General features: G+C 69.3%; 20 protein-coding genes. 13 read left to right on the top strand and 7 right to left on the bottom strand.

Translation table 11 applies throughout. From position 1 onward, the window contains the following. Window positions 1–89: 89 nt before the first annotated feature. A complete protein-coding gene (locus tag H0S67_RS17410) occupies window positions 90–419 on the top strand; it encodes a hypothetical protein (RefSeq protein WP_180934062.1) in 330 nt (109 codons plus the stop codon). 199 nt (window positions 420–618) lie between these two features. Here H0S67_RS17410 and H0S67_RS17405 read toward each other — a convergent pair whose 3' ends face one another. Next, complete coding sequence (locus H0S67_RS17405) at window positions 619–804, bottom strand: hypothetical protein (protein ID WP_180934061.1); 186 nt, start codon at window positions 802–804, stop codon at window positions 619–621. Between the two features lie 104 nt (window positions 805–908). Continuing rightward, window positions 909–2,390, bottom strand: a complete 1,482-nt coding sequence (locus H0S67_RS17400) for a hypothetical protein (RefSeq protein WP_180934060.1) — start codon at window positions 2,388–2,390, stop codon at window positions 909–911. 106 nt (window positions 2,391–2,496) lie between these two features. Here H0S67_RS17400 and H0S67_RS17395 point away from each other — a divergent pair, with 106 nt between their 5' ends. From H0S67_RS17395 to H0S67_RS17385, 3 genes are all read left to right on the top strand, one after another. Continuing rightward, complete coding sequence (locus H0S67_RS17395) at window positions 2,497–3,771, top strand: MFS transporter (RefSeq protein ID WP_180934059.1); 1,275 nt, start codon at window positions 2,497–2,499, stop codon at window positions 3,769–3,771. A gap of 100 nt (window positions 3,772–3,871) precedes the next feature. Continuing rightward, window positions 3,872–6,376 (top strand): MMPL family transporter, encoded by a 2,505-nt coding sequence (locus H0S67_RS17390; RefSeq protein WP_180934058.1) that lies wholly within the window; start codon window positions 3,872–3,874, stop codon window positions 6,374–6,376. A gap of 43 nt (window positions 6,377–6,419) precedes the next feature. Further along, window positions 6,420–7,244 (top strand): DUF4185 domain-containing protein, encoded by an 825-nt coding sequence (locus H0S67_RS17385; protein ID WP_180934057.1) that lies wholly within the window; start codon window positions 6,420–6,422, stop codon window positions 7,242–7,244. Between the two features lie 3 nt (window positions 7,245–7,247). Here the strand turns inward: H0S67_RS17385 and H0S67_RS17380 are convergent, their stop codons facing one another. The 3 genes from H0S67_RS17380 to H0S67_RS17370 form a co-directional block, all read right to left on the bottom strand. Further along, window positions 7,248–7,835 carry a DivIVA domain-containing protein gene (locus tag H0S67_RS17380; RefSeq protein ID WP_180934056.1) on the bottom strand — a complete coding sequence of 196 codons (588 nt, stop codon included), beginning with the start codon at window positions 7,833–7,835 and terminating at the stop codon, window positions 7,248–7,250. Window positions 7,836–7,851: 16 nt separating this feature from the next. After that, a complete protein-coding gene (locus H0S67_RS17375; protein ID WP_281368881.1) occupies window positions 7,852–8,253 on the bottom strand; it encodes a group I truncated hemoglobin in 402 nt (133 codons plus the stop codon). 102 nt (window positions 8,254–8,355) lie between these two features. Then, the gene (locus H0S67_RS17370) at window positions 8,356–8,880 is read right to left on the bottom strand and encodes a 2'-5' RNA ligase family protein (protein WP_180934054.1); all 525 of its coding nucleotides are present in this window, start codon (window positions 8,878–8,880) and stop codon (window positions 8,356–8,358) included. Window positions 8,881–9,035: 155 nt separating this feature from the next. Between H0S67_RS17370 and H0S67_RS17365 the strand changes: the two genes are divergently transcribed. The 7 genes from H0S67_RS17365 (at window position 9,036) to H0S67_RS17335 (ending at window position 14,597) form a co-directional block, all read left to right on the top strand. Beyond that, the gene (locus tag H0S67_RS17365; protein WP_180934053.1) at window positions 9,036–9,377 is read left to right on the top strand and encodes a hypothetical protein; all 342 of its coding nucleotides are present in this window, start codon (window positions 9,036–9,038) and stop codon (window positions 9,375–9,377) included. Further along, a complete protein-coding gene (locus tag H0S67_RS17360) occupies window positions 9,334–10,779 on the top strand; it encodes a recombinase family protein (RefSeq protein ID WP_180934052.1) in 1,446 nt (481 codons plus the stop codon). Before H0S67_RS17365 ends, H0S67_RS17360 begins: the two co-directional genes overlap by 44 nt. Before the next feature lie 164 nt (window positions 10,780–10,943). Beyond that, window positions 10,944–11,120, top strand: a complete 177-nt coding sequence (locus tag H0S67_RS17355; protein ID WP_180934051.1) for a hypothetical protein — start codon at window positions 10,944–10,946, stop codon at window positions 11,118–11,120. Next, window positions 11,117–13,294, top strand: a complete 2,178-nt coding sequence (locus tag H0S67_RS17350) for a bifunctional DNA primase/polymerase (protein ID WP_180934050.1) — start codon at window positions 11,117–11,119, stop codon at window positions 13,292–13,294. Before H0S67_RS17355 ends, H0S67_RS17350 begins: the two co-directional genes overlap by 4 nt. A gap of 169 nt (window positions 13,295–13,463) precedes the next feature. Then, entirely contained in the window at window positions 13,464–13,763 is a 300-nt protein-coding gene (locus tag H0S67_RS17345) for a hypothetical protein (RefSeq protein ID WP_180934049.1), read from the top strand. Between the two features lie 57 nt (window positions 13,764–13,820). Further along, the gene (locus tag H0S67_RS17340) at window positions 13,821–14,033 is read left to right on the top strand and encodes a hypothetical protein (protein ID WP_180934048.1); all 213 of its coding nucleotides are present in this window, start codon (window positions 13,821–13,823) and stop codon (window positions 14,031–14,033) included. A gap of 126 nt (window positions 14,034–14,159) precedes the next feature. After that, window positions 14,160–14,597 (top strand): hypothetical protein, encoded by a 438-nt coding sequence (locus tag H0S67_RS17335; RefSeq protein WP_180934047.1) that lies wholly within the window; start codon window positions 14,160–14,162, stop codon window positions 14,595–14,597. Between the two features lie 1,461 nt (window positions 14,598–16,058). Here the strand turns inward: H0S67_RS17335 and H0S67_RS17330 are convergent. Both H0S67_RS17330 and H0S67_RS17325 read right to left on the bottom strand, forming a co-directional pair. Further along, a complete protein-coding gene (locus tag H0S67_RS17330; protein WP_180934046.1) occupies window positions 16,059–17,783 on the bottom strand; it encodes a hypothetical protein in 1,725 nt (574 codons plus the stop codon). Next, a complete protein-coding gene (locus H0S67_RS17325; RefSeq protein ID WP_180934045.1) occupies window positions 17,780–18,010 on the bottom strand; it encodes a hypothetical protein in 231 nt (76 codons plus the stop codon). Before H0S67_RS17325 ends, H0S67_RS17330 begins: the two co-directional genes overlap by 4 nt. Window positions 18,011–18,867: 857 nt before the next feature. Between H0S67_RS17325 and H0S67_RS17320 the strand changes: the two genes are divergently transcribed. Together H0S67_RS17320 and H0S67_RS17315 are read left to right on the top strand one after the other, a co-directional pair. Continuing rightward, window positions 18,868–19,488: a sacsin N-terminal ATP-binding-like domain-containing protein gene (locus tag H0S67_RS17320; protein WP_180934044.1), complete on the top strand. Its 621-nt coding sequence runs from the start codon at window positions 18,868–18,870 to the stop codon at window positions 19,486–19,488. A gap of 308 nt (window positions 19,489–19,796) precedes the next feature. Continuing rightward, window positions 19,797–20,216, top strand: a complete 420-nt coding sequence (locus H0S67_RS17315; protein WP_180934043.1) for a hypothetical protein — start codon at window positions 19,797–19,799, stop codon at window positions 20,214–20,216. Window positions 20,217–20,820 lie beyond the last annotated feature (604 nt).

Here is a 20,820-nt window from a genome sequence, read left to right as displayed (position 1 = left end):
CCTCGCGACCTGTCACTCGGGGGCGATTGCCTGTCCGGTCCGCGTGGTCACCCGCGCAATGACAGGCGTCAACGGGTTGAGGAGGAACGATGACGAAGAGGGCGGTAGTACCACTGTTGCTGGTCCTTGGCGTATGCCTTGGGACCGTTTCATCAGCGCATGCGGCTGTTCCACCGGGGGTCGAGCGGAATGGCTTCGTCTTCGGGCCAGCCACATGCAGCGATGGCGTCACACGGACGTTCCTGCATCGCAGGGGCGCGTCAACGTGGTCGACCGACGACGGATCGCAATGGAAGCTGCTGCTGCTCACCGTCGGAGGAGTCACGCTTTTCGACACCGGGAACTCGTTCGGGCTGGACGCGGTGGTTGACTGTGCGGTCGGCGACGAGGTGAGCACGATCGGTCTGGTGCGGGACTAGTCCAGGAGATCATCACGCCGCCGCGTTCGTAGAGCGCTCGAGTCGGCTTTCGACCCACAACGGTCAGCTGCGTCAGCGGGGGGTTAAACCGCCGCCACATCGACGCCCAATATTTTCGGGTGAACTCACGGGTCGTGCCTCGATCGTCTCCTGCCCGATGCAAAGGCGAACGGCGTTCCGGTCATGCTGGCCTTCGGTGCTAGCCAAAGATGTGTATGTCCCAGTCCTCCAGGAAATTCATCAGGTGCAGAGTCGACAGCAATGCCGAGATCAGCGCCGCCGCCGTCAGGCCTACCGTCAACCCCACAGCGAACTCCTCGTCAGTCCGCCCAGTCGCGTCAGCTGCCACTCCGATCGCCCGTCCAACTGCGCTCTTCTTCACCATGCCGAACCTCCTGACCAAGCAACCGTCCTCTCACCGGGCCAGCATGTCGTCACCCTGAGCGGACGATCACCCAGTGAAGGTGGAGCCGCGTCCGAGGCGAGGCCTCAGGCGGCGGTGTGCTCCCGATGGCGCCACCACAAACGCGCGAGTGTGCGGTCGAGCGGATCATTGCTGGTGAGGTCGTCGGCGTCCGGCCCTGAGATCGGATGGGTGCCGCGATGATCGACCACGCGCCACAGTCCGTGGGGTGTACGCCACAGCCATGCCGTGGTGCCGATCTGCGCGACCCGGTAGCCGAGGTGGGTCTTCGTCCGGTGAGTGGTGCGCGTGAGGGGAGCGGCGTTGTGGTCGCCGGTCTGACCAGGTGGACCCGTGGTCTCGTAGGGCGTGGGGTGGTCGAGGTCGACCTTGCCGCGCAGTCCGGGGACCCGGTTGGCGTACGGGGCGGCCTCCGCGGGGCTGCGGAGCCGGACCCGGTGCCGGATGGCCTCGGGGTGCTCGTAGGCATCGACGGCGTGCTGCTCGGCGAGGTCGAGCAGAGGGTGGACCTGTACGCGGGTGTGAGCGAGGAGGGCGGTGAGTTGTTCGAGCAGCAGCGGCCCGATGCCCTCGACCCGCGCGACTCCCGGGGTGCCGTCGAGCGTTGCCTGGTGGAGGTGGAGGTAGAGCTGGGCGGTCGGGGCGAGCCGGGACAGGTCGGCCTTGCGGAACAGTGCCAACGCCCGCTCGGAGATCGCCGTGGAGCGTGACTCCTCGACCCCGCTGCCCTCGGCCTCCTCGGAGGGCTCCGACTGCTGAGCGGTCTCGAGCAGCAGCTGGAGCAGCTCGGCGGGGCGGGCGAGCCAGCCGAAGGCGACGGAGCGGAGCTCGTCGCGGGTGAGGTCGTCACCCGGGGCCTCGGGCCGCAGGTCGGCGCGGGTGCCGAGGATGTCGGCGACCCGGTCGACCGTCGCGTCGATCCACACCGCGTCGCCTGCCTCGATCCGGGCGATGACCGTGCGCAGTCCGTGCTCGTCGGTGCGGGACAGGCCGACGAATCGGCGGCGTCGCTCGGCCTCGACCTTCTCGGTGTGCGCCTGCTGGTCGGCCTCGATGATCGCGGCCTCCGCGATCGCCAGGACCCGGCCGGCGGGCAGGGTGCCGATGACCGATGCGACCGTCGCGTCGACGGTGGCGATCGCCTCGAGGGAGAGCTCGCGGCTCTTGGCTGCCACCCGCCGCGCCACGAACGCGTCGGCCTGCAGGGCCTCGACCCGCGCCCAGGTGCGGGGGAGGCGGTGCTGGAGGTCGAGCACGTCGGCGACGGTCGACCTGGCGGCGCGGGCGCTCACCTGACGGGCGACGCCGAGCTCGAGGAAGCACAGCTCGCGGACCCTGGGCGTGCCCTCGCCGCCGACGCGGATCAGCTTGTCGCCGAACACCTGCCCGCGGATGTAGCCCGGGTCCTCCCTCGGGTCGGTGGAGTGCAGGGCGGCCCAGTGTGCCGCGATGAGCAGGTCGTCGAGCTCGACCATCCTCCGCCGCTCGACCAGCATCCCGGCCAGCGCGAGCGTCTGCTCCGCGTCGAGATCGGTGGGCGAGTCCATACCCGATTGTATCGAACACCAGTTCGAATATGCAAGAGTTTTCGACCGTGCTGTCAACCCTCGCGGGCAGGTGTGACGCGCGACAACCGTGGGTACGGGCCACGACATGGCTCTCGGGACACCCAGCGGCCACGCGCCGCTCACCTCTGATCAACGCAACGCGTTCGTGGCCGCGCTCCTCGGCTGGACGATGGACGCCTTCGACTACTTCATCGTGGTCCTGGTCTACGCCGACATCGCCGTGGACTTCGACGTCTCCAAGGAGAAGGTCGCGTTCCTGACCACGGCGACGCTGCTGATGCGGCCGGTGGGGGCGCTGCTCTTCGGGCTGTGGGCAGACCGGGTCGGCCGCCGGATCCCCCTGATCGTCGACGTGCTCTTCTACTCGACGGTCGGCTTCCTGTGCGCGTTCGCCCCGAACCTCACCGTGCTGGTGGTGCTCCGCTTCCTCTATGGCATCGGCATGGGCGGGGAGTGGGGTCTCGGCGCGGCGCTGGCCATGGAGAAGATCCCGCGCGAACGCCGCGGCTTCTTCTCCGGGCTGCTGCAGGAGGGCTACTCCTTCGGCTACCTGCTCGCCGCCGTGTCCTTCCTCGTCATCAGCGACGGGCTCGGCCTCTCCTGGCGCTGGCTCTTCGCGCTCTCGATCGTCCCGGCGCTGATCAGCCTGCTGATCCGGACCAGGGTGGAGGAGTCGGGCGCCTGGCGGGAGACCCGCGAGCAGATGCGGGTGACCCGGACCAGCGTCAAGGACGTCTTCCTCGACGCGGCCGTCGTACGCCGCTTCGTCTACCTGATCGTGCTGATGACCGCGTTCAACTGGATGAGCCACGGCACGCAGGACGTCTACCCGACGTTCCTGAAGGCCACCGACCAGGGTGGCGCCGGACTCTCGGAGTCGACCGCGCTGCTCATCGCCGTCATCTACAACTGCGGGGCGATCCTCGGCGGCCTGGTCTTCGGGACCCTGTCGGAGCGGCACGGACGCCGTCACACCATCGCCTTCTGCGCGCTGCTGGGTCTGCCCATCGTGCCGTTGTTCGCCTACTCGTCGTCGGCGGCGATGCTCTGCCTCGGGGCGTTCCTGATGCAGGTGATGGTCCAGGGCGCCTGGGGTGTCATCCCAGCGCACCTGACCGAGATGTCGCCCGACGCCATCCGCGGCTTCTACCCCGGCGTGACCTACCAGCTCGGCAACGTCTTCGCCGCGCTCAACCTGCCGATCCAGGAGCACCTGGCCGCTTCGCACGGCTACCCGTTCGCCCTGACGGTCACGATCGTGCCGGTGCTGGTCGTGGTGGCCACGGTCGTGCTGCTCGGCAAGGAGGCCAAGGGCGTGGAGTTCGGCCGGGCGCCGGTGGAGGCACGCTCCACCGGTTGAGGCCCCATTTTGGGCATGCATCCGGACTCGTCGGGCCCTTACGTTGACGGATGGTGCCCTCTCGGCCACCCCCGGGCCGGGAGGGCACCCCGGAGGTCCGATGAACGCCCTACTGGAACGACTCGGTCGGTTCGTCACCCGGCACCGGTGGTGGGTGGTCGGTGTGTGGCTCGTGCTGCTCGTGGGTCTGACGCTCACCAACCGGGCTGTCGGAGGCAGCTTCGTCAACAACTACAACGTGCCGGGGAGCCAGTCCTCGAGCGGGCTGAACGTGCTGCGCAGCGACTTCAGCTCGGCCAGCGGCTACTCCGGCCAGATCGTCTTCCACGCCGAGAAGGGCAAGATCAGCGACCAGGCCAACGCGGTGGCCGAGACGATGAAGAACGTCGGGGCGCTGCCGCACGTCATCAAGGCGACGGACCCGTTGCAGGTCCCCGGCACCCCCGCGGTCTCCAAGGACGGCACCATCGCGTTCGGCACCGTGTCGTGGGACGTCGTGCCGGCGTCGCTGGACAAGGCCTACCTGGACTCGCTGAACACGGCGGTGCAGCCGGCCGAGTCCGCCGGGCTGGTCGTCGACTACGGCGGGAACGCCGGGCAGATCGGGCAGGAGCCGCAGGACCGGCGTTCCGAGACCCTGGGTCTGGTCTCCGCGCTGATCCTGCTGCTGATCATGTTCATCTCCATCGTCGCGGCGCTGATCCCGCTGGTGGGCGCGATCTTCAGCGTCGGGACCGGGCTGGCGCTTGTCGGGCTGGTCGCGGCCGGGCCGCAGCTGCCCACCACCGCGCCGACCGTGGCCACGCTGCTGGGCCTCGGGGTGGCGGTGGACTACGGGCTGTTCCTCGTCGCCCGACACCGTGAACAGCTGGACCACGGCATGGGGATCGACGAGTCCATCGCGCGAGCCGAGTCGACGTCGGGCGCCGCGGTGGTGATCGCCGGCAGCACCGTCGTGGTCGCGATCCTGGGCCTCTACGTCTCCGGCGTGCCGTTCGTCGGGGCGATGGGCGCCGCCGCCGCGATCGTCGTCGCGGTCACGATGCTCAGCGCGCTGACCCTGGTGCCGTCGTTCCTCGCGATCGCGCGGCAGCGGGTGCGCAAGCGCACGGAGCGGTCGAAGGTGCTGGACGCGCACGACATCGAGCGGGTCGATGCCGCGCACGAGGCCAGCCCCTTCGCCCGCTGGGGCCGTCGGGTCAGCCGTCAGCCCTGGCCCTGGGCGATCGGCAGCGTGGTGGTGCTGCTGGTCCTCACGATCCCGCTGCTCTCGCTCCGGCTGGGCCAGCTCGACCCGGGCACGGACCCGACGTCGGACAGCGACCGCCGGGCCTACGACCTGATCAGCCAGGGCTTCGGCGAGGGCCAGAACGGTCCGATCACGGTGGTGCTCGAGCTGCCGAAGCAGTCCCAGAGCCAGACCCAGAAGCTCCTCGACAGCGCCAGCTCCACCCTGGCGAAGACCTCCGACGTGGCCTCGGTGGCGCAGCCGTCGGTCAACGACGCCGGGACCGTGGCCGTGATCAACGTCGTGCCGAAGACCTCACCCCAGGCCCAGAAGACCACCGACCTCGTCAACACCTTGCGCGACTCGGTGCTGCCGACGTTGGGTGCGAGCTCGACCTACCTCGTGGGCACCACCGCGGGCAACGTGGACTTCACCGAGCGGATCGGCTCGCGGATGATCTGGCTGATCCTGGCTGTCGTGCTGCTCTCGCTGGTGCTGCTCACGATCGCGTTCCGGTCCCTCGTGATCTCGGTCAAGGCCGCGATCCTCAACCTGCTGTCGGTCGGCGCGGCGTACAGCGTCGTGGTGGCCGTGTTCCAGTGGGGCTGGGGCTCCGGCCTGCTCGGCATCGACCAGCACCTCCCGATCCCGGCGTACGTGCCGATGCTGATGTTCGCCATCGTGTTCGGCCTGTCCATGGACTACGAGGTGTTCCTGCTCTCCCGGGTCCGGGAGGCCTGGCACAAGACCGGCGACGCCCACCGGGCCGTCGCCATCGGGATCGGCAGCACCGCGCGCGTCATCACCTCCGCCGCGGCGATCATGGTGGTGGTGTTCTCCAGCTTCGTCCTGAACACCAATCCCGCGGTCAAGATGCTCGCGGTCGGGATGGCGGTGGCCGTGCTCATCGACGCCAGCGTCGTGCGGATGGTGCTGGTGCCGGCGCTGATGTCGATCCTGGGCGCGCACGCGTGGTGGCTGCCGCGGTGGCTGGACCGGGTCATCCCGGACCTCGAGCTCGAGGGTCCCATCGAGGCTCCCGAGGCGAGTCGGCCGACCGGACCGAGGCCGAGCCACCGGTGCCCGCGCCGCGACCGTGATCCCGCGGGCCCGCCGGGCCGGCGTTCTCGTGGCGGCCCTGGCGCTGCTGGTCGGGTGCACGGGGTCCGGCCGGGAGGAGCCGGGGCCGGTCCCGCACGGGTCCGCGCGGATGCGCCTCGTGCCCGGCTGCCCGCCCCCGCCCGCTCACCCGCAGCGCCCCACCGTCGCCCAGGTCAACAAGATCGGCACCGCGATCGACCTGCCCGCGTGGCAGGCAGGCGACATCGGCGCCAGCGGCCGCCTCAGCGACGGACGTCTGGTCTGGCTGTTCGGTGACACGACACGCCCCACGCTGAACCCGCCGATCGTCGCCAACTCGATGCTGGTCACCTCCGGGCGGTGCGTCTCCCAGCTGCTCGGTCCCGACAAGGGGCCGGTCGTCCCGGACGTGTCGCAGAACGTCGTCCGCTGGCCGATGTCGGTCGCCGTCGGTCGACAACACGGGCACGACGTGGTGCTGGTGCTCTGCTCCCGCATCGACCGGGGGAACAGCGGCTCCTTCGGCTTCACGTTCCTCGGCACGAGTGCCGCCGTGTTCGACGTCCGGGCCGGGCAGGCGCCCCAGCTGGACAAGGTCGTCGACATCACGCCGAGCTCACGCAAGAAGACGCAGGTCAACTGGGGTGCGGCCGCCACGGTGCACGGCGACTGGATCTACGTGTACGGGACTCGGCTGACGGGGCGCGCGTACGACTTCGGCCGGGAGCTGTACCTCGCCCGCACCCCGGTGGCAGACCCCGGCAACCGGAAGCGCTGGCAGGTCTGGGACGGGTCGGGCTGGGCGTCGAAGCCGTCGCGGGCGGTCGCGGTGCTCCCCAGCAGGGGCGGCGTCTCGCAGACCCTGTCCGTGGACAGCATCGGGGACCGGTGGGTCGCGGTCTCCAAGCGGGACGGCGACATCAGCGACTTCGTCTACAAGTGGACGGCTCCCGACCCGTGGGGGCCGTGGACGCCGACCAAGGAGCTGAAGGCGCCCGGTGGCTTCGACACCGGCAAGCGGGAGTACGCACCGCTGGCCCATCCCGAGGTCCGGCTGAAGTCGGGGGACCTGCTCGTCTCGATCTCGCGCAACACCACCGACCTGCAGCGCCTGTTCAAGAACCCCGAGGTCGGCCGGCCGGAGTTCGTGCAGCTGCCGCGGTGAGGGTCACCGGTCCCGGTCGACGGGGCGACCTCGAACGCGCCAGACCTGGTCGTAGATGCTGGCCTGCTCGCTCTCGCTGCGGCCGCGGTCCCACTTGCCGGTGAGCACGTCCACGACCGAGCGCAGCTCGGCAGGGGTCATCCGGTCGGGGGTGCGGGCGTCCGGGACCTCGGCGGTGACCGAGGTGGCGAACTTCCTGGGTCGCGGCCTGCTGCCCGCCCGGGCCGCCTCCTCGGCCGCCCGGTAGGCGCTCTGCAGGATGTCGCGCTGCTGGCTCCGGGCCGTCTTGAGCAGGTCGCGGGCGTGCAGGACCGCCTGCTCGACGACCTCGTCCGCCACCTGCTGGGCCTGACCGATCACGGCCTCGGTCTGGGGAGCGACCTCGGCGGCCTGCTCGGCCTGCTCGCGGAGGCGGCGGGTCTCCGCCCGGAGCTCGTCGATCTCGCGGCGCCGGCGGTCGAGCTCGGTGTCCATCGCCTCCACCTGGTCGGCCAGGATCTCGAGGTAGTCGCGGACCTCGTCCTCGTCGAGCCCGCGCATCCGGTGGCCGAAGACCTCGCTGCGGATGGCGGCCGGCGTCTGGCGCTTCACCACTGCCTCCGGGCGGTCACCAGGCACCGACGGTCACGACGTCTCGCTCCATGGCGGCCAGGGCAGCGCCCACCCGGCCGATGATCGCCGGCTTGGCGCCGATCTCGACCAGCGTCTGCACGACGTACGACGTCACCTTGCGGTAGGCGTCGCGCCCGATGCGCCGGGGACGGTGCGCCCGCTCGAGGGTCCGGTCGTCGACGCACTGGGGCCCGCCGAGCGCCTGCGAGACGAGCAGGGACTGGTGGCGCCTGAGCTGCTTGGTGTCGGTGGCTCCCAGGAGGTCCACGAGCTGGTGGTCCTCCTGGAGCAGCTGGCAGAGACGGTCCACGAGAGCTTCTACCGCTTCCTCTCCGCCGATGAGCTCGTAATCCGACGCATCGTCCAACTGATTCTCGGTGGGCACAGGGACCCTCATCCTCCCAACGCCCCCGCTGAGACCCGGGACTTTCTACCAACGTCCCGCCGATGCCCGCAACCCCACTTACCCCGAATGTCCCACGAAGAATGCGTGTGTCTGCTATGGGAGACACGGAAGCGGCCAGACGCGCCCCGTCCCGGTGTCGATCAGGGCCGCCCGGTCGACGGTGAGGTCCACCGGAAGGGCGTCGGAGACCGTGGTGGAGACGGTGGCCAGGTCCGCCCCGTGGGCCCGGGTCGCGAGCGACACGTGCGGCACCCACCGGCCGGGAAGGTAGTGGTGGTGCAGGTCGGCGCCGGTCGCGGCCAGCGCCGCGGTCACCCGCTCCTGTCGGCGGGTCACCTCTGCGGTGACGGCCGCCGCGAGCGCGGCCCGGCCGCGGGGGAACGTCACCATGCCCTGGCAGGCCAGCGTGAACGATCCGCCCTCCCCGAGCCCGGCCAGTGCCTCGGTGACCCGGTCCAGCTCCCACGAGCGCAGCACGGCGTACGACAGGTGCGGGTGGTGGTGCCGGTGGGTGTGGGTCTCGAGGGTGCGCACGCCGTGCTCCTCGAGACGGCTCCACAGGGCGCGCACCAGCCGGTCCGACGCGGGGTCGAAGAGCAGGCAGACGGCGAGGGCCATGGCACCAGCGTCGCGGAGCCGCGGCGGCCGTCGGTGCTTTTCGCGCCCCTGCGGGCAGATTTCTTTGCCTTGTCCACAGATTCGTGAGTGACCCTCGCGGGTAGGACGCCGTTGTCCCTAGGGTCGGGACAGCCACACTCGGGACGGGGGTCACGATGGCGACGACGGCGGCCGACGCGCACGGCGAGCTGGTGGAGCTGCTCGACCAGCACGTGCGCGAGCTCGTGCGCCGCGAGGGCGTGGACCCCCAGCGCGACGCCCCCGTCGTACGCCGCATCGCCGAGAGCGTGGTGCGCGACCACGACGAGCGGAGCCTGACCGGGGCCGTCGCGCCGGTGCCGGACGTCGACGCGGTCGTCGGCGAGCTGGTGGCGCGGGTCTCCGGCTTCGGCCCGCTCCAGCCGTTCCTCGACGACCCGGCCGTGGAGGGGACCTGTCAAGTAGTATTGGCACATGAAGCACGTTGCTCTGTACTGCCGACTCAGCCCCCGGCCTGACGGCTCTTACGAGGGCGTCGACCTACAGGAGAAGTGGGGGCGGGCGTATGCCGCCAAGGCGTGGCCCGGCGAGCCCATCGAGGTGTTCACTGACCGCGGCCTCTCGGCCGCCAAGGATGACGTGGTCCGACCTGCCTACGAGCGGATGCGCGAGTGGGTGCGCGACGGCCGCATCGCGCACGTCTGGGCCGTGGAGCAGTCACGTCTTGAGCGGCGCGAGGCCCCCTGGTTCCAGCTCGCGGCCGAGTTCGATGCCGCCGGCATCGAGGAGCTGCACACCAACCGGGACGGCGTCGTACGGGTGACCGACGACATCGCCGGAATCAAGGCCGTTTTGAATGCCGGGGAGATTCGGAAGCTCCGTCGTCGGGTGAACGACCGACTCGCCGAGGTTGCCGACGCGGGCCGTCCGAGCGGCGGCGTGACGTTCGGGTACGAGCGGGATATCGACGAGACCGGCGGCAAGACACTGACCATCGTCCCCGACCAGGCCGACGTGCTCCGCGAGGCCGCCGACCGCGTCCTGGCCGGCTGGTCGCTGACCTCGGCCGCCGCCGACCTCACCGCGCGCGGCATCGCCGGGGCCAACGGGCGGCCCATCACCTACGGCACGTTGAAGCGGATGCTCACGAACCCGACCGTTGCCGGCCATCGGGTGTTCAAGGGCCAGATCCACCGCCGCGGCGTGTGGACACCGATCCTCGATGAGCCGACCTGGCTGGCGCTCCGCGAGCGGCTGTCCGGCTCCCGGAGCGTGCGCACGGCCAACGGCGGCGACTACGCCGTGCCGGCCACCCAAGCCCGCACCCGGCGCCGCTACCTGCTGACCGGCGGACTCGCCGTCTGTGGCGTGTGTGGCGGGCCGCTGGGCGCCCAGCGCCGCACGAGGGCAGGGGGGCAGCCGTTTGCGCTCTACTTCTGCCGCGTGGGCTCGTGTGTCGGAGTCGACGCCGACGCGCTGGAGCAGCGCGTGGCTGATCTGCTCCTCGACGCCCTCGACCGTCCCGAGTTCCTGGCCGCCGTCTCGGCCGACGAGGACGCCGACCGGCGCCAGGAGCTGACCCGCGCTCTGCACACCCTCGACACCGGCCAGCGGGCCGACCTCGCGCGCCGCTGGGGCGCCGGACGGCTGACCGACGCCGAGTGGGACGCTGCGCGTGACGCACTCGACGCCCGAGAGCGCGAGCTGCGCGCCGAACTGGCCGAGTTGCCGGTCGAGGTCGCTCGGGTCGACATCGGAGACGTGCGCGAGGCCTGGCCGGCGATGACCCTCGGCGAGCGTCGGGAACTGGTCGAGCTGTTCGTTGGGACGGTGCGCGTCGACCGGGCGCCGCGGCGGGGGCTCAACCGCGTCGACATCGAGGCGCGCGTGCCGTTGACCAATATCGTCTGGCGTGCCTGAGCCCCACGTCTAGCAGTCGGGGCGTACGGTGGTCTCGACCCGGCGCCCCTCATTGGGGGCGAACCCAACGCACATCTGGCGAAGGGACGGAGCGGAGAAGGCCGGCCGGGCAGGCAGCAGAATCCGCGCCCCGTCGATGAGTTTCTCATTGACGGAGGCCCTGAATGGGCACACCCAACCAAGCGGCGCACGCCCGCGCTGTCGCCCAGCACAACGCCGCCCTCCGGGCGATCGACGACCCGGCCAAGCTGGCCCGCGCGGCGCGCATCGTGCGCGTCGCGATCGAGCGCCGCCGGCTCACCCTCGCCGACGTGACGCCGGATCAGCAGAAGGCCTCGTGAACCGCCGCATGATCCCGCCGCGGGTCACTCCACTGACTGCCGCCGCCGGCCACTGGAGCATCACCCGCATCGAGGCGGCCCTGGAGCAGCTGCGCTGCCAGGACTGCGACTCGACGGTGGACGTCCTCGCCGACACGATCGTCCGCGGCTTCGTCATCACGCACTCTCGGGGGTGCCCGTGGCTCAAGTCTGGCCGCAACCGGGGACGTGGTCGTGTGAGCGCGGCCGAGCAGCACCAGCTCGACCGCCGCGATGCCGTCGTGCAGGCCGCCTATGACTACGTGCGCCGTGGCTTCGTCGTCGTGCCTTGCGTGGACAAGCGCCCTCGCGGACGGAAGGGCGGCGGCTGGGTCGAGCTGCGCGACGGGCAGGACGTCCACGAGCACTACAGCCAGCACCCCGACGACAATGTGGGCATCCGGACCGGGGCCGAGTCCGGGCTGCTGGCGATCGACGTAGACCTGCCCGGACAGGCGACGTGGGGCGGCCTCGTCGGCCAGCACCTCGCGGAGATGCCGCCAACGCGCGTTGTCGGCACCGGCTCGGGCGGCCGCCACCTCGTCTACCGCTACCCAGCTGATCGGGCAATCGGCTGCTCGCCCTTGGCCCCGGGCATCGATGTGCGCGCCGAGGGCGGCATGATCGTGGCCCCGCCCTCGGTGTCGTCCCGCGGCCCGTACGAGGTCCTGGTCAACCGGCCCGCGGCAGAGATGCCGGATTGGCTGCTGGCGATGCTGAAGCCCCCGCGTGCGACCGAGTCGGGGCCCATCGCCGAGGGCGAACCGATCGACGCCTCAACCCTGCCCGGGTTCGTTCTCGAGCTGCTGGCTGAGCACCCCGGCGACGGGGAGCGTCACCGGCACTTCTTCAAGCTGGTCGCCGCGTGCCGGCGGGCCGGGTTGAGCCAGGGCCAGACGGTGACGCTCGTCGGCCCGTGGTGCAAGGCCGTCGGAAAGTTCGTCGGGCGTGAGGCCCAGCAGGTCGCCGACGTCTGGGGCAAGGTTGAGGACGAGGAACAGCGGGCCGAGGAGTGGCTCCCTGGGCTCACCGGTGGCCCTGTGGGCCCGGCGCAGAACTCGGACGTAGATTCACCCGTGGCAGCTGCCCCGGCGAGCCCTGAGGGTCGTTCACTGGTCGTCACCAAGGCCTCGGACGTGCGGCCGCGCCGGGTGCTGTGGCTGTGGCAGGACCGGCTCGCCCTCGGCACCCTCGCGCTGCTGGCCGGGCGCGAGGGCATCGGCAAGTCGACGGTCGCCTACCAGCTCGCTGCCGACGTCACCCGGGGAATGCTCCCGGGCGAGCGGCACGGTCAGCCCTCGGGCGTCATCGTCGCGGCCACGGAGGACTCGAGGGAGCACACGATCGTGCCGCGCCTGCTGGCCGCGGGGGCCGACCTAGACCGCGTCCTGTTCGTGGAGGTCATGACGGCCGGGGTCCACGGCGAGCTCAGCCTGCCGCGCGACACCCCTCAGCTCGAGCTCCTGGTCCGCGAGCACGACGTCGCGCTGATCCTGCTCGACCCCCTCATGAGCCGGCTGGACTCGCGGACCGACACCCATCGTGACTCCGAGGTCCGGCGCGACCTTGAGCCGCTGTGCGCCATCGCCGACCGGGCCGGGGCCACGGTCATCGGGCTCATCCACGTAAACAAGGGCACGAGCACCGACCCGCTGACGATGGTGATGGGCTCGCGCGCCTTCACGGCGGTGTCCCGGGCGGTCCTGTTCTGCGCCGTCGACCCCGACAACGAGGAGTCCCGGCTGCTCGGTCAGGCGAAGAACAACCTGGGCCGGACCGACCTGCCGACGCTGACCTTCACCATCGAGGCCGTTGAGGTGGCCGACGACGACGGCCCGGTCATGGGCTCGCGGGTCGTGTGGACCGGCTCGACCACTAGGCCGCTCCGGGAGGCGATCGAGGGCGCCGCCGAGGGCAGCGAGGTTCGGTCGGCGACCGCCGAGGCCGCGGACTGGCTCGAGGACCACCTGAAGCTCAACGGGGGAACGGATACCTCGGCCAACGTCAAGGCTGAGGGCAGAAAAGCCGGCCACAGCGACCGCTCGCTCCGTGCGGCGCGGGTGAAGCTCGGGCTGGTCGTCACGTCCGAGGGGTTCCCTCGCACCTCGTACTGGTCGCTCCCGGGCAGCCTGCCCGAGCCCGAGGACAAGTCGTGATCGCCCAGTCGCGATCGCTGCCTAGGGGAGAGGAATCAATGAACACGACTGAACACGACTGGGGTTCGGCGAACACGACGGGGGTCCAGTTGCGATCAGTCGTGGTCATCCCTGAAACCCCGCGAGACGTGGGCACGACTGAGGTCCACCCCAACCAGAAGGAGATCCGATGCACCAGGCCGACAACCCCATCGACTACGCCCACGGGCTGCTCAACGAGGTGACCCGGCACGAGCAGGAGCTGGACGAGCTCGCCGACCGGGCCACCCTCGCGCTGCGCTACCTCGACCCCGTGAACGTGGAGGCGCACCGGCCGGCCGCGCTGATGCTGGTCCGGGTCGTCGAGCGCGTCGAGGGCAAGGACTCGGTCGAGCACCAATGGGCCCGCAAGCTGATGACCGACCCGCCCGTCGTCTGTCCGCCGAGGCGATGGGCCTGCACGATCACGACACCCCGCATGTGGACCTGACCACCGAGCAGCGCGCCGCGCTCGGACTCTGACCGACCGAACGGAGAGACACCAGCGATGCAGAAGCCCACGACCCAGCTGACGCGCCTCGACGCCCGCTACATCCTCGCCACGGCCAAGGACGACAACGGCTGGCCCGAGTGGTGGGTGGTCGATACCCACGCCGAAGACACCTACGGCTGTGCCTGCGCCGACTGCGCCCGCCACGACCACCTCGCCCCCCTGGACCGGCTGACTCAGGAGCAGCGGGACGCGCTCGGCCTGCTCTGACCCGCGCCACCCCCACCCTCACCCCGGCTCGCTCGAGACGCCGACTACCGCCGGGTTTTTTGGACGGCGGAAGCTCGCGGCCACGGCTCTGGCCGCCCATCCCTCCCCGAGCACAAGGAGGTCACCGTGAAGCAACCCCGCGACGTGACGTGCGACGAGTGCGGCCGCGGCTTCGAGGCCGTGTCGCCCCGTGCTCGCTTCTGCTCGCCCCGGTGCCGGAAAGCGTCGAGCCGTCGGCCGTCCAACCTCGGCCGGCACCGAGCCGTCACCCATGCCCCCGAGTCGGCCCCTCAGGCCGCGGGAGCCCTGGTCGCTGCCACCGCAGTAGAGCTCACCCAGCTGGGGCAGCTCGACTCGGTGTGCGGGCGTGCGGCTCTCGCCCTGGCGTACCGGATCGAGTCGCCGATCGAGACCGGGTCCGCGGCCGCTTCGATGACGGTCCAGCTCTCCCGGCTGATGGGCGAGGCAAGGACGGCAGCCACGCCCAGCCGACGTGACGCGATCGACCAACTCACGGAATCGATCGGCGCCAAGGTCATGCGATTCCCCAACCCCCGAAATTGAAGGGCACTGCTCATGATCGACGACCCCTGCACCTACTGCCCCCGCTCAAGAGACCCCGGAGCCTCGCCACGCTTACCGAGGTACGCCTGATAAGCCCGAGCAACTTGGCGTATTCCGGCCGTGCTTCGCGACGAGGGCCCGGTGGTCCGGCTCAGCGACTCCAAGTGGCCGACCTGCGGGACGCCGTGGCACGACGAGTCACCTACCACGTCCAGTCAGTATGTGACCCCGCGAGTTGGCGACTCTGAGACCGAGCGGTCCTGAAACCCCTACGCTCGCGGGGTGACAGTGACAGGGACCTGCGCGGCCACTGGCCTAGATCTGGCCTCGGTCGCAGTGACACGTCAGGAACGCGAATGTGCTGAGTTGATCGAGGCGATGCTTGCCGACCCCGAGTGGTTGCTTCCAATCGTGGCTGCGCAACCTCAGTATCGAGGGACCTACTACGCGCTCACAGCAGCGGCCCTGCTTGAGGATCTCTGGTTCGACGCCATGGCCAACTGGGCGGCGCGCACGGATCCCGCACTGGTATTGGAGAAGACGCGACGGGGGGTGCCAGGCGCTGCAGGCGACTACGTCTTGGGCGCGCAGGCGTTCAGCCACAAGAGTGGCAATGGGCCACAGACCACCGGTGTCCACTGGGATGCGCTTGTGGCAGCACAGAAGGGGTCCGGCCTGTGGACCTCTCTGGTGCCCGTCATCTATGTGGGGTCCGGGTACGGGAATCTCACGGGCGAGTGGGTTCCCCAATCGGGCAGCCCCACCGGCAGGACGAACTGTCGTTCCGTGTGGCCGCGCCCTCAATCGACTCCACCTCGAGGACGAGTACCAGCGCTCGTCGAGTGGAGCAAGGCTGGGCATGGCCGCATGCTTGCAGTTTGGACTGACTGGCCCTCGTTCGAGCAGGTGTGGGCTGTGGTCGCCAAGGCAGTGTCAGCAGGAACCCCGGCCAGCGAGATAGAGCTTCTCTGGGTCTCAAGCAGGGGCGGCCCCGTCCAGGGCGACCAGGGTGCGCTGCACTGGAACGGTCGACCTGGAGTCTTCTTGTTTCCGCAAGCCCTACTTCAGAACGTCCCCACCTCCAGCAACAATCGTGCAACGACGATCGAGAGAGGCACGGTCCTTGAGTTGATGAAGTCGTCGATAGCACTAGGCCTGTGGTCACCGCTTCCGATGTGGCATGCCGCATTCGCGCCACCTCGCCCGCCGGATCTCTACTTGGCGCAACGGGAGGAGTTCGATCGCCGGTTCTCACCGGCGACTCGGGCGTGAGGCCGAGGCGAACTGGACGTTGGCGATCAGCTTCTTCCGGAAGTGGATCTGGCGCCCGGCGCCTCGCTTGAAACCGCCATCAGCGTGGTCGAGGAGCAGCACAACAACCTCATCAGCATGTGCGCCCCCTGTCGTGCCGACCCAGAGGCCGACCGCCGAAGTGGCTGCCCCTGGGTCGAACCGATGACGTCAGCTCGCGGCAGGGGTCCCAATGGAGGCGGGAGTGGACTGCCGAAGGCTGCCCACGTGGCGCTTCACCTCGCGCAGTGTGTGGTAGCGGTCAGCCATGAAGGCGCCCGTTAGCGCCACCGGGCTCAGGCCCTCGTTGAAGGTCTGAGCTGTCCAGCTCGACCCGTTCTCCAGCTGGCGGAGCCCCGAGACCGCCTCGAGCATCTTCTGGGTGATCCACTCCTGGGTCTGAGTCTCGATCACTTCGGCCTTGGTCTCGTCGCCCTCAGGGTTTGCCCACTCGTTGACGGCCTCGACGATTGCCGTGTAGCCGCGGAACTGCTTGTTGAGGATGAGGAGCGGGCCGTCGCTCCGTCCTCGCCGGCCAGAGCAGCTGCACGGTCGTGGAGACCCCGGACGTCGCCACCGACGAGGGCGTAGCTCGACGCCTCCTCCTCGGTCCGCCAGACCGGCTCCAGCTCTAGGGAGGTAGACGAGGTCGGCTGACTCGCCGGCGTCGCTGAGCTGGCTAAGCAGTGACCCGATACCCCGAGCGCCACTGCTCTTGCGTGTCGTGGAGCTTGGCGACGACGAGGTCGAGGTTCCGTTCGACTTGGTGCCGGTCGTGCCACCGCTGACGGTGGGGCCGGTGGCCTTCACGCTGCCATCCGCACGGCGACGAGCGCGAACGGGCCGTAGCAAGGACATGACGTCCTTCAGGCGCTCCTTGATCCGCTTGTTGCGGTCGGGGTCCTCGATCTGCATTCGCTCCTGTTCCTCCGCCATGACCTCTCGGATCTCCGGGGGCATGGAGGAGCGGAACTGCTCGGCCCAAGTCACCCAGGCCTCGTGCTCGAAGACCGGCTTCCCGCCGACCAGCACATGAGCGCGGGCGAAGTCCGAGGTGACGGTGTCCCCCAAGGGCTCGACGACGAAGCCGACGCGGTTCTTGCCGAGCAGCACCCCGAAGCGGGCGAAGTACGCGTTGGCCAGGCTGCTCGTGCGCCAGTCGTGTACCTCGTTCTGGTACAAGATGCCGATCGAACCACCGCTGAAGGTGCGGGTGGAGACGTCCGACCCGGGGCCGGTCGGGAGGACCCACCAGTGCACGTTGGCGGCCGGCTGCCCCGCGGCGTGGTCGCCCGCCACAGTCACGGTCCCGGAGTAGTGGTCGCCGAGCTTCCTGCTGGCGTCATCCCACACCGCGGCGGTGCCGTTGACCCGCGACAGGTTGAACGACCGGCCCTTGCCCTTCGTGCGCTCGACAGCCTCTTCACGGCTTGTCGGCCAGTCCTCGACCTCCCCCGTGGGAACGCGAACGAGCATCTCGATGCCCTCGTCCTCGAAGCGGAAGAAGCGCTGGTTGAGGTACTTAAACAGCCAGCCGCGGGGGTTGCCCGCCGGCACGAAGGTGTTTTCGCCCGCAGCGTTGCCGAGGAATGTGACCACGGTCCCCGAGCCCGAACCGAGGATGAAGTCCGGGAAGAACTCCATGGGCACGGAGACGATCTCCTCGCCGCCGTCGCCGAGCGGGATGAGGCCGTACTGCTTGGTCTGCTTGTTCCAGCCGACCTGAACCATGCTGGCCTCCCCCGCCTTCAGCGACCGGATGAGGAGGCCCTCCTTGTGGCGGGTCGGACCGCTGATCTTGAGGCCCATGCCCTGATTGCCGGTGAGGGACTGATTCTGGTTCGCACCACGAACGGCCAGGGTCGTCGTGTAGACGCCGAGTTCGTGGCGCGTCATGCCGTCCCCGTTGTCGGCGCAGGAGAGGTACCAGGCGGGGGCTCGGTCTCGCTGAGGATGGCCCAGTCGACGTCGTACTCGACGCGGCCCTTGGGGCCGCCGCGGGATGCGAGGCGCCGGGCGATGGCCTCGGCGCTGTTCTTGGCCGCCTCGCGGTATTCCTGGTTCGGCAGCAGCTCAGCCGCCAACTTGTCTGCGATGAAGTCAGCGTTGTCTACATGGAACATGTTGAGTTCTCTCTCGAGGGCGGCTCGGCGTGAGCCGGTGTCGGGTTCACCTGCGCGCGCCGGGGCGAGAGGAGGACCGAGGTCGTGCTCCGTTGCCAGAAGTTGCAGTGCGACGAAGGTACGCGGCCTAGATAGTTCTGGCTAGAGGGACTCGCAGGAGAATGCGAACAAGTTTTCGACGTGTCGAAGCTTGGCTCGCAGGCCGACTGCACGGCCGGGATCGGGGGCAAGGCGAGCGGCCTGGTCGCCCACGTCTTCCGGGTGTTACCAGGGCATTCGGGTAGCCATCGCGCGGAGGCCGTCGGCGACGGTCGTGGCAAGCGCGTTACTGAACCGCTGCGCCCAGTTCTTCTTGTCGACCTGGTTGCAGTCCTTGCCGTCCTCGGACAGCGTCAGCGACGTACACCCGCTTCATCGAGGGCCCACTTCAGAGGCGGGCTCTTAGATGGTTCTTTCGACGTCGGCGGCACCCCTCGAACCTAGGAGAACTACCATCCAAACGTCCCGTCGGCGCGCTGGCCATGGAACCCGACGGCGCCACGTTCAGAGCCGGTCAGTGACCCACCTCAGGATGTACTCCATCATGCGAGCTTCGCTTCGGCGGCCAACCCCGAAACGTCATCGATCTTGTCAGTGACGTTTCAGCCCCAGCCCGCTGCTCAATGCCTCGGCGATCGCCCGGCTCTGAGCGGCAGTCGGCGCATGCACTGCCTGCGAGTAGCCCTCGCCGAGCAGTCCACCAGTTTCCTGCGACGTCGCCGGTTGCTTCACAACGACGTGTACGATGGCTGAAATCATCGTAGCCTCGCGCTGTGGGTGCTCGTCGAGATGTGATGCCTGGCCCTAGGCGAGGGACAGTGCTACCGAAGCCTGAGTTCCAGCGGCTTATCGACAAGAAGGCCGCTTGGCCGGTCAAGCAGTTCCTCTATGGGCGAGAGAACGGCGAACGGCCCACCCTTCAAGTAAAGCGGTTCATCGAGGGGATCATTTCCGCCGACTACCACGGCCGGACGCTCATCGAGCTGATCCAGAACGCGCACGACGCCCACGACAAGGACTCGGAGAACGGGCGGATCCACATCCTCCTCGACGAGACCGAGGGCGAGTTCGGAACGTTGTATGTCGCCAACGGCGGCAATCCGGTCTCCACGCGAAACTTCAACGCGATGGTGGATGTCGCGCTGAGCGACAAGCCGCCGAACGAGGGCATCGGCAACAAGGGCGTGGGCTTCAAAAGCGTGCTTCAGTTCAGTGACCGCCCTGAGGTCTACAGCAAGTCCGACAACGATTCGTCGGAGTTCGACGGGTTCACGTTCCGGTTCGGGCAGCCGGAGGACTTCGCCAGGTTGGCTGAGCCTCTGGCCGCGGTGGACGCCGACGAGCTTGCCGAGAACATCTCGACACTCACCCTGACCTTCCCGCTCGAGGGGTGCCACCTCGCGCAGCCCAACTGGGCGCGGACGCGTTCTGCACCGTGATCCGGCTCCCCTTGAAGTCCCCGCGTGCGATCGAAGACGCGCGCGGTGAGCTAGCGGCCGTGTCCGGTAGCGACGTGCCCATGCACCTCTTCCTGGACCGAATAGAAACCATCGACATCCAGACCATCAACACCGCCACCGACGCCTCGGACGCGCCCCCGGGGCCGTTGACCCCTCGGTCGAGTGCCTCGACAGGTCTCGGCGGGTGAGCATGACCCGGCTCCAGGATGGCTCCGAGTTCGTCGTTGCCCGCCGTACCGTGCCGGAGCAGAAGGTGCTGGCCGCCATCGCCGCCACCCGCGAGGCGGGTGCGCATCTTCCCGGTTGGGAGGCGTGGGGGCGACGCCGAGGTGGTGCTAGCGCTCACCTCGGGTGACCCGCTGGAGTCGCCTCGGCTCTACAACTTCCTGCCGATGGGCGAGCAGGTGGGCTGCCCGCTCCCGGCGTATCTGCAGGCGCCGTTCTTCTCGAGCCTGGATCGGCGCTCGCTGAACGAGGCGTACCCGATCAATGAGATGTTCCTCAACGAAGCGGCGCTGCTCGCGACCGACCTGCTGCTGGCAGCGACCGAAGGCGGATCGACCTTCCGGACGGGACACTGGTCGATCTCGCCTGCTGGTCAGGGAACCACCTGTCGAGATTGCGGGCTGCCACGTCCGTCCGACAGCGACCGCTCGAGAGGTTGCCGATGCTGCCTTCACTGGTCCCGGGGAGCCGCATCTCGATAGTGCAGGGATCACACTGGGAGTCGGAGGGTACGGTGTTCGGACCGGCCCGGCTCGATCCGGAGCAACTGGGCTCGCTCGTCGATCCTGACCTGGGTGCGGTGCGGCTGGCGCGCGTCACGGCCCTCGTCCGGGCACTTGGTCACCTGGAGACCTGGCACCCCACCGGCGCGACGCTGGTGGGCTTCGCAGAGACGTGCGCCCGCAGCCTGTACGGGGCCGACGCCGGACCCGAGGTCTGGGCCGACTTCTACGACAGCTGGCGACCGCGATCCCTCGCAACACTCCGGTGGCCGGTGCTCGGATCGTCGTCAGTGAGGATCGGTTGCTCGCGGCCAACGGCGCACCCGGTCAGCCCACCGGTTTCTTCCCACCGAGACGCAACGCCGCAGAGGCGCGGATGCAACCACCGCACGCCGTGGCCGGCCGTCTGGCCTACGTGCGTGGCGACATTCCCTGCGGCTCGAGGACCAGAGCCACCGCCCCGGCCGCGAGTGGCTCGGGGGCTCCGTCGCGGACTTCGGGTCCGAGGACATTCTCAAGGTCGTTGCCGAGGTGATGTGTGAACCGGACCTCACCGATGACGCGCTCGGCCAGTCCCTGCTCT

It is taken from the genome of Nocardioides ungokensis, assembly GCF_013466985.1.
GTDB classification, from domain to species: domain Bacteria; phylum Actinomycetota; class Actinomycetes; order Propionibacteriales; family Nocardioidaceae; genus Nocardioides; species Nocardioides ungokensis.
The sequence above is the reverse complement of the archived record's forward strand: the minus strand, read 5'-3'. Positions and strand labels throughout refer to the sequence as shown.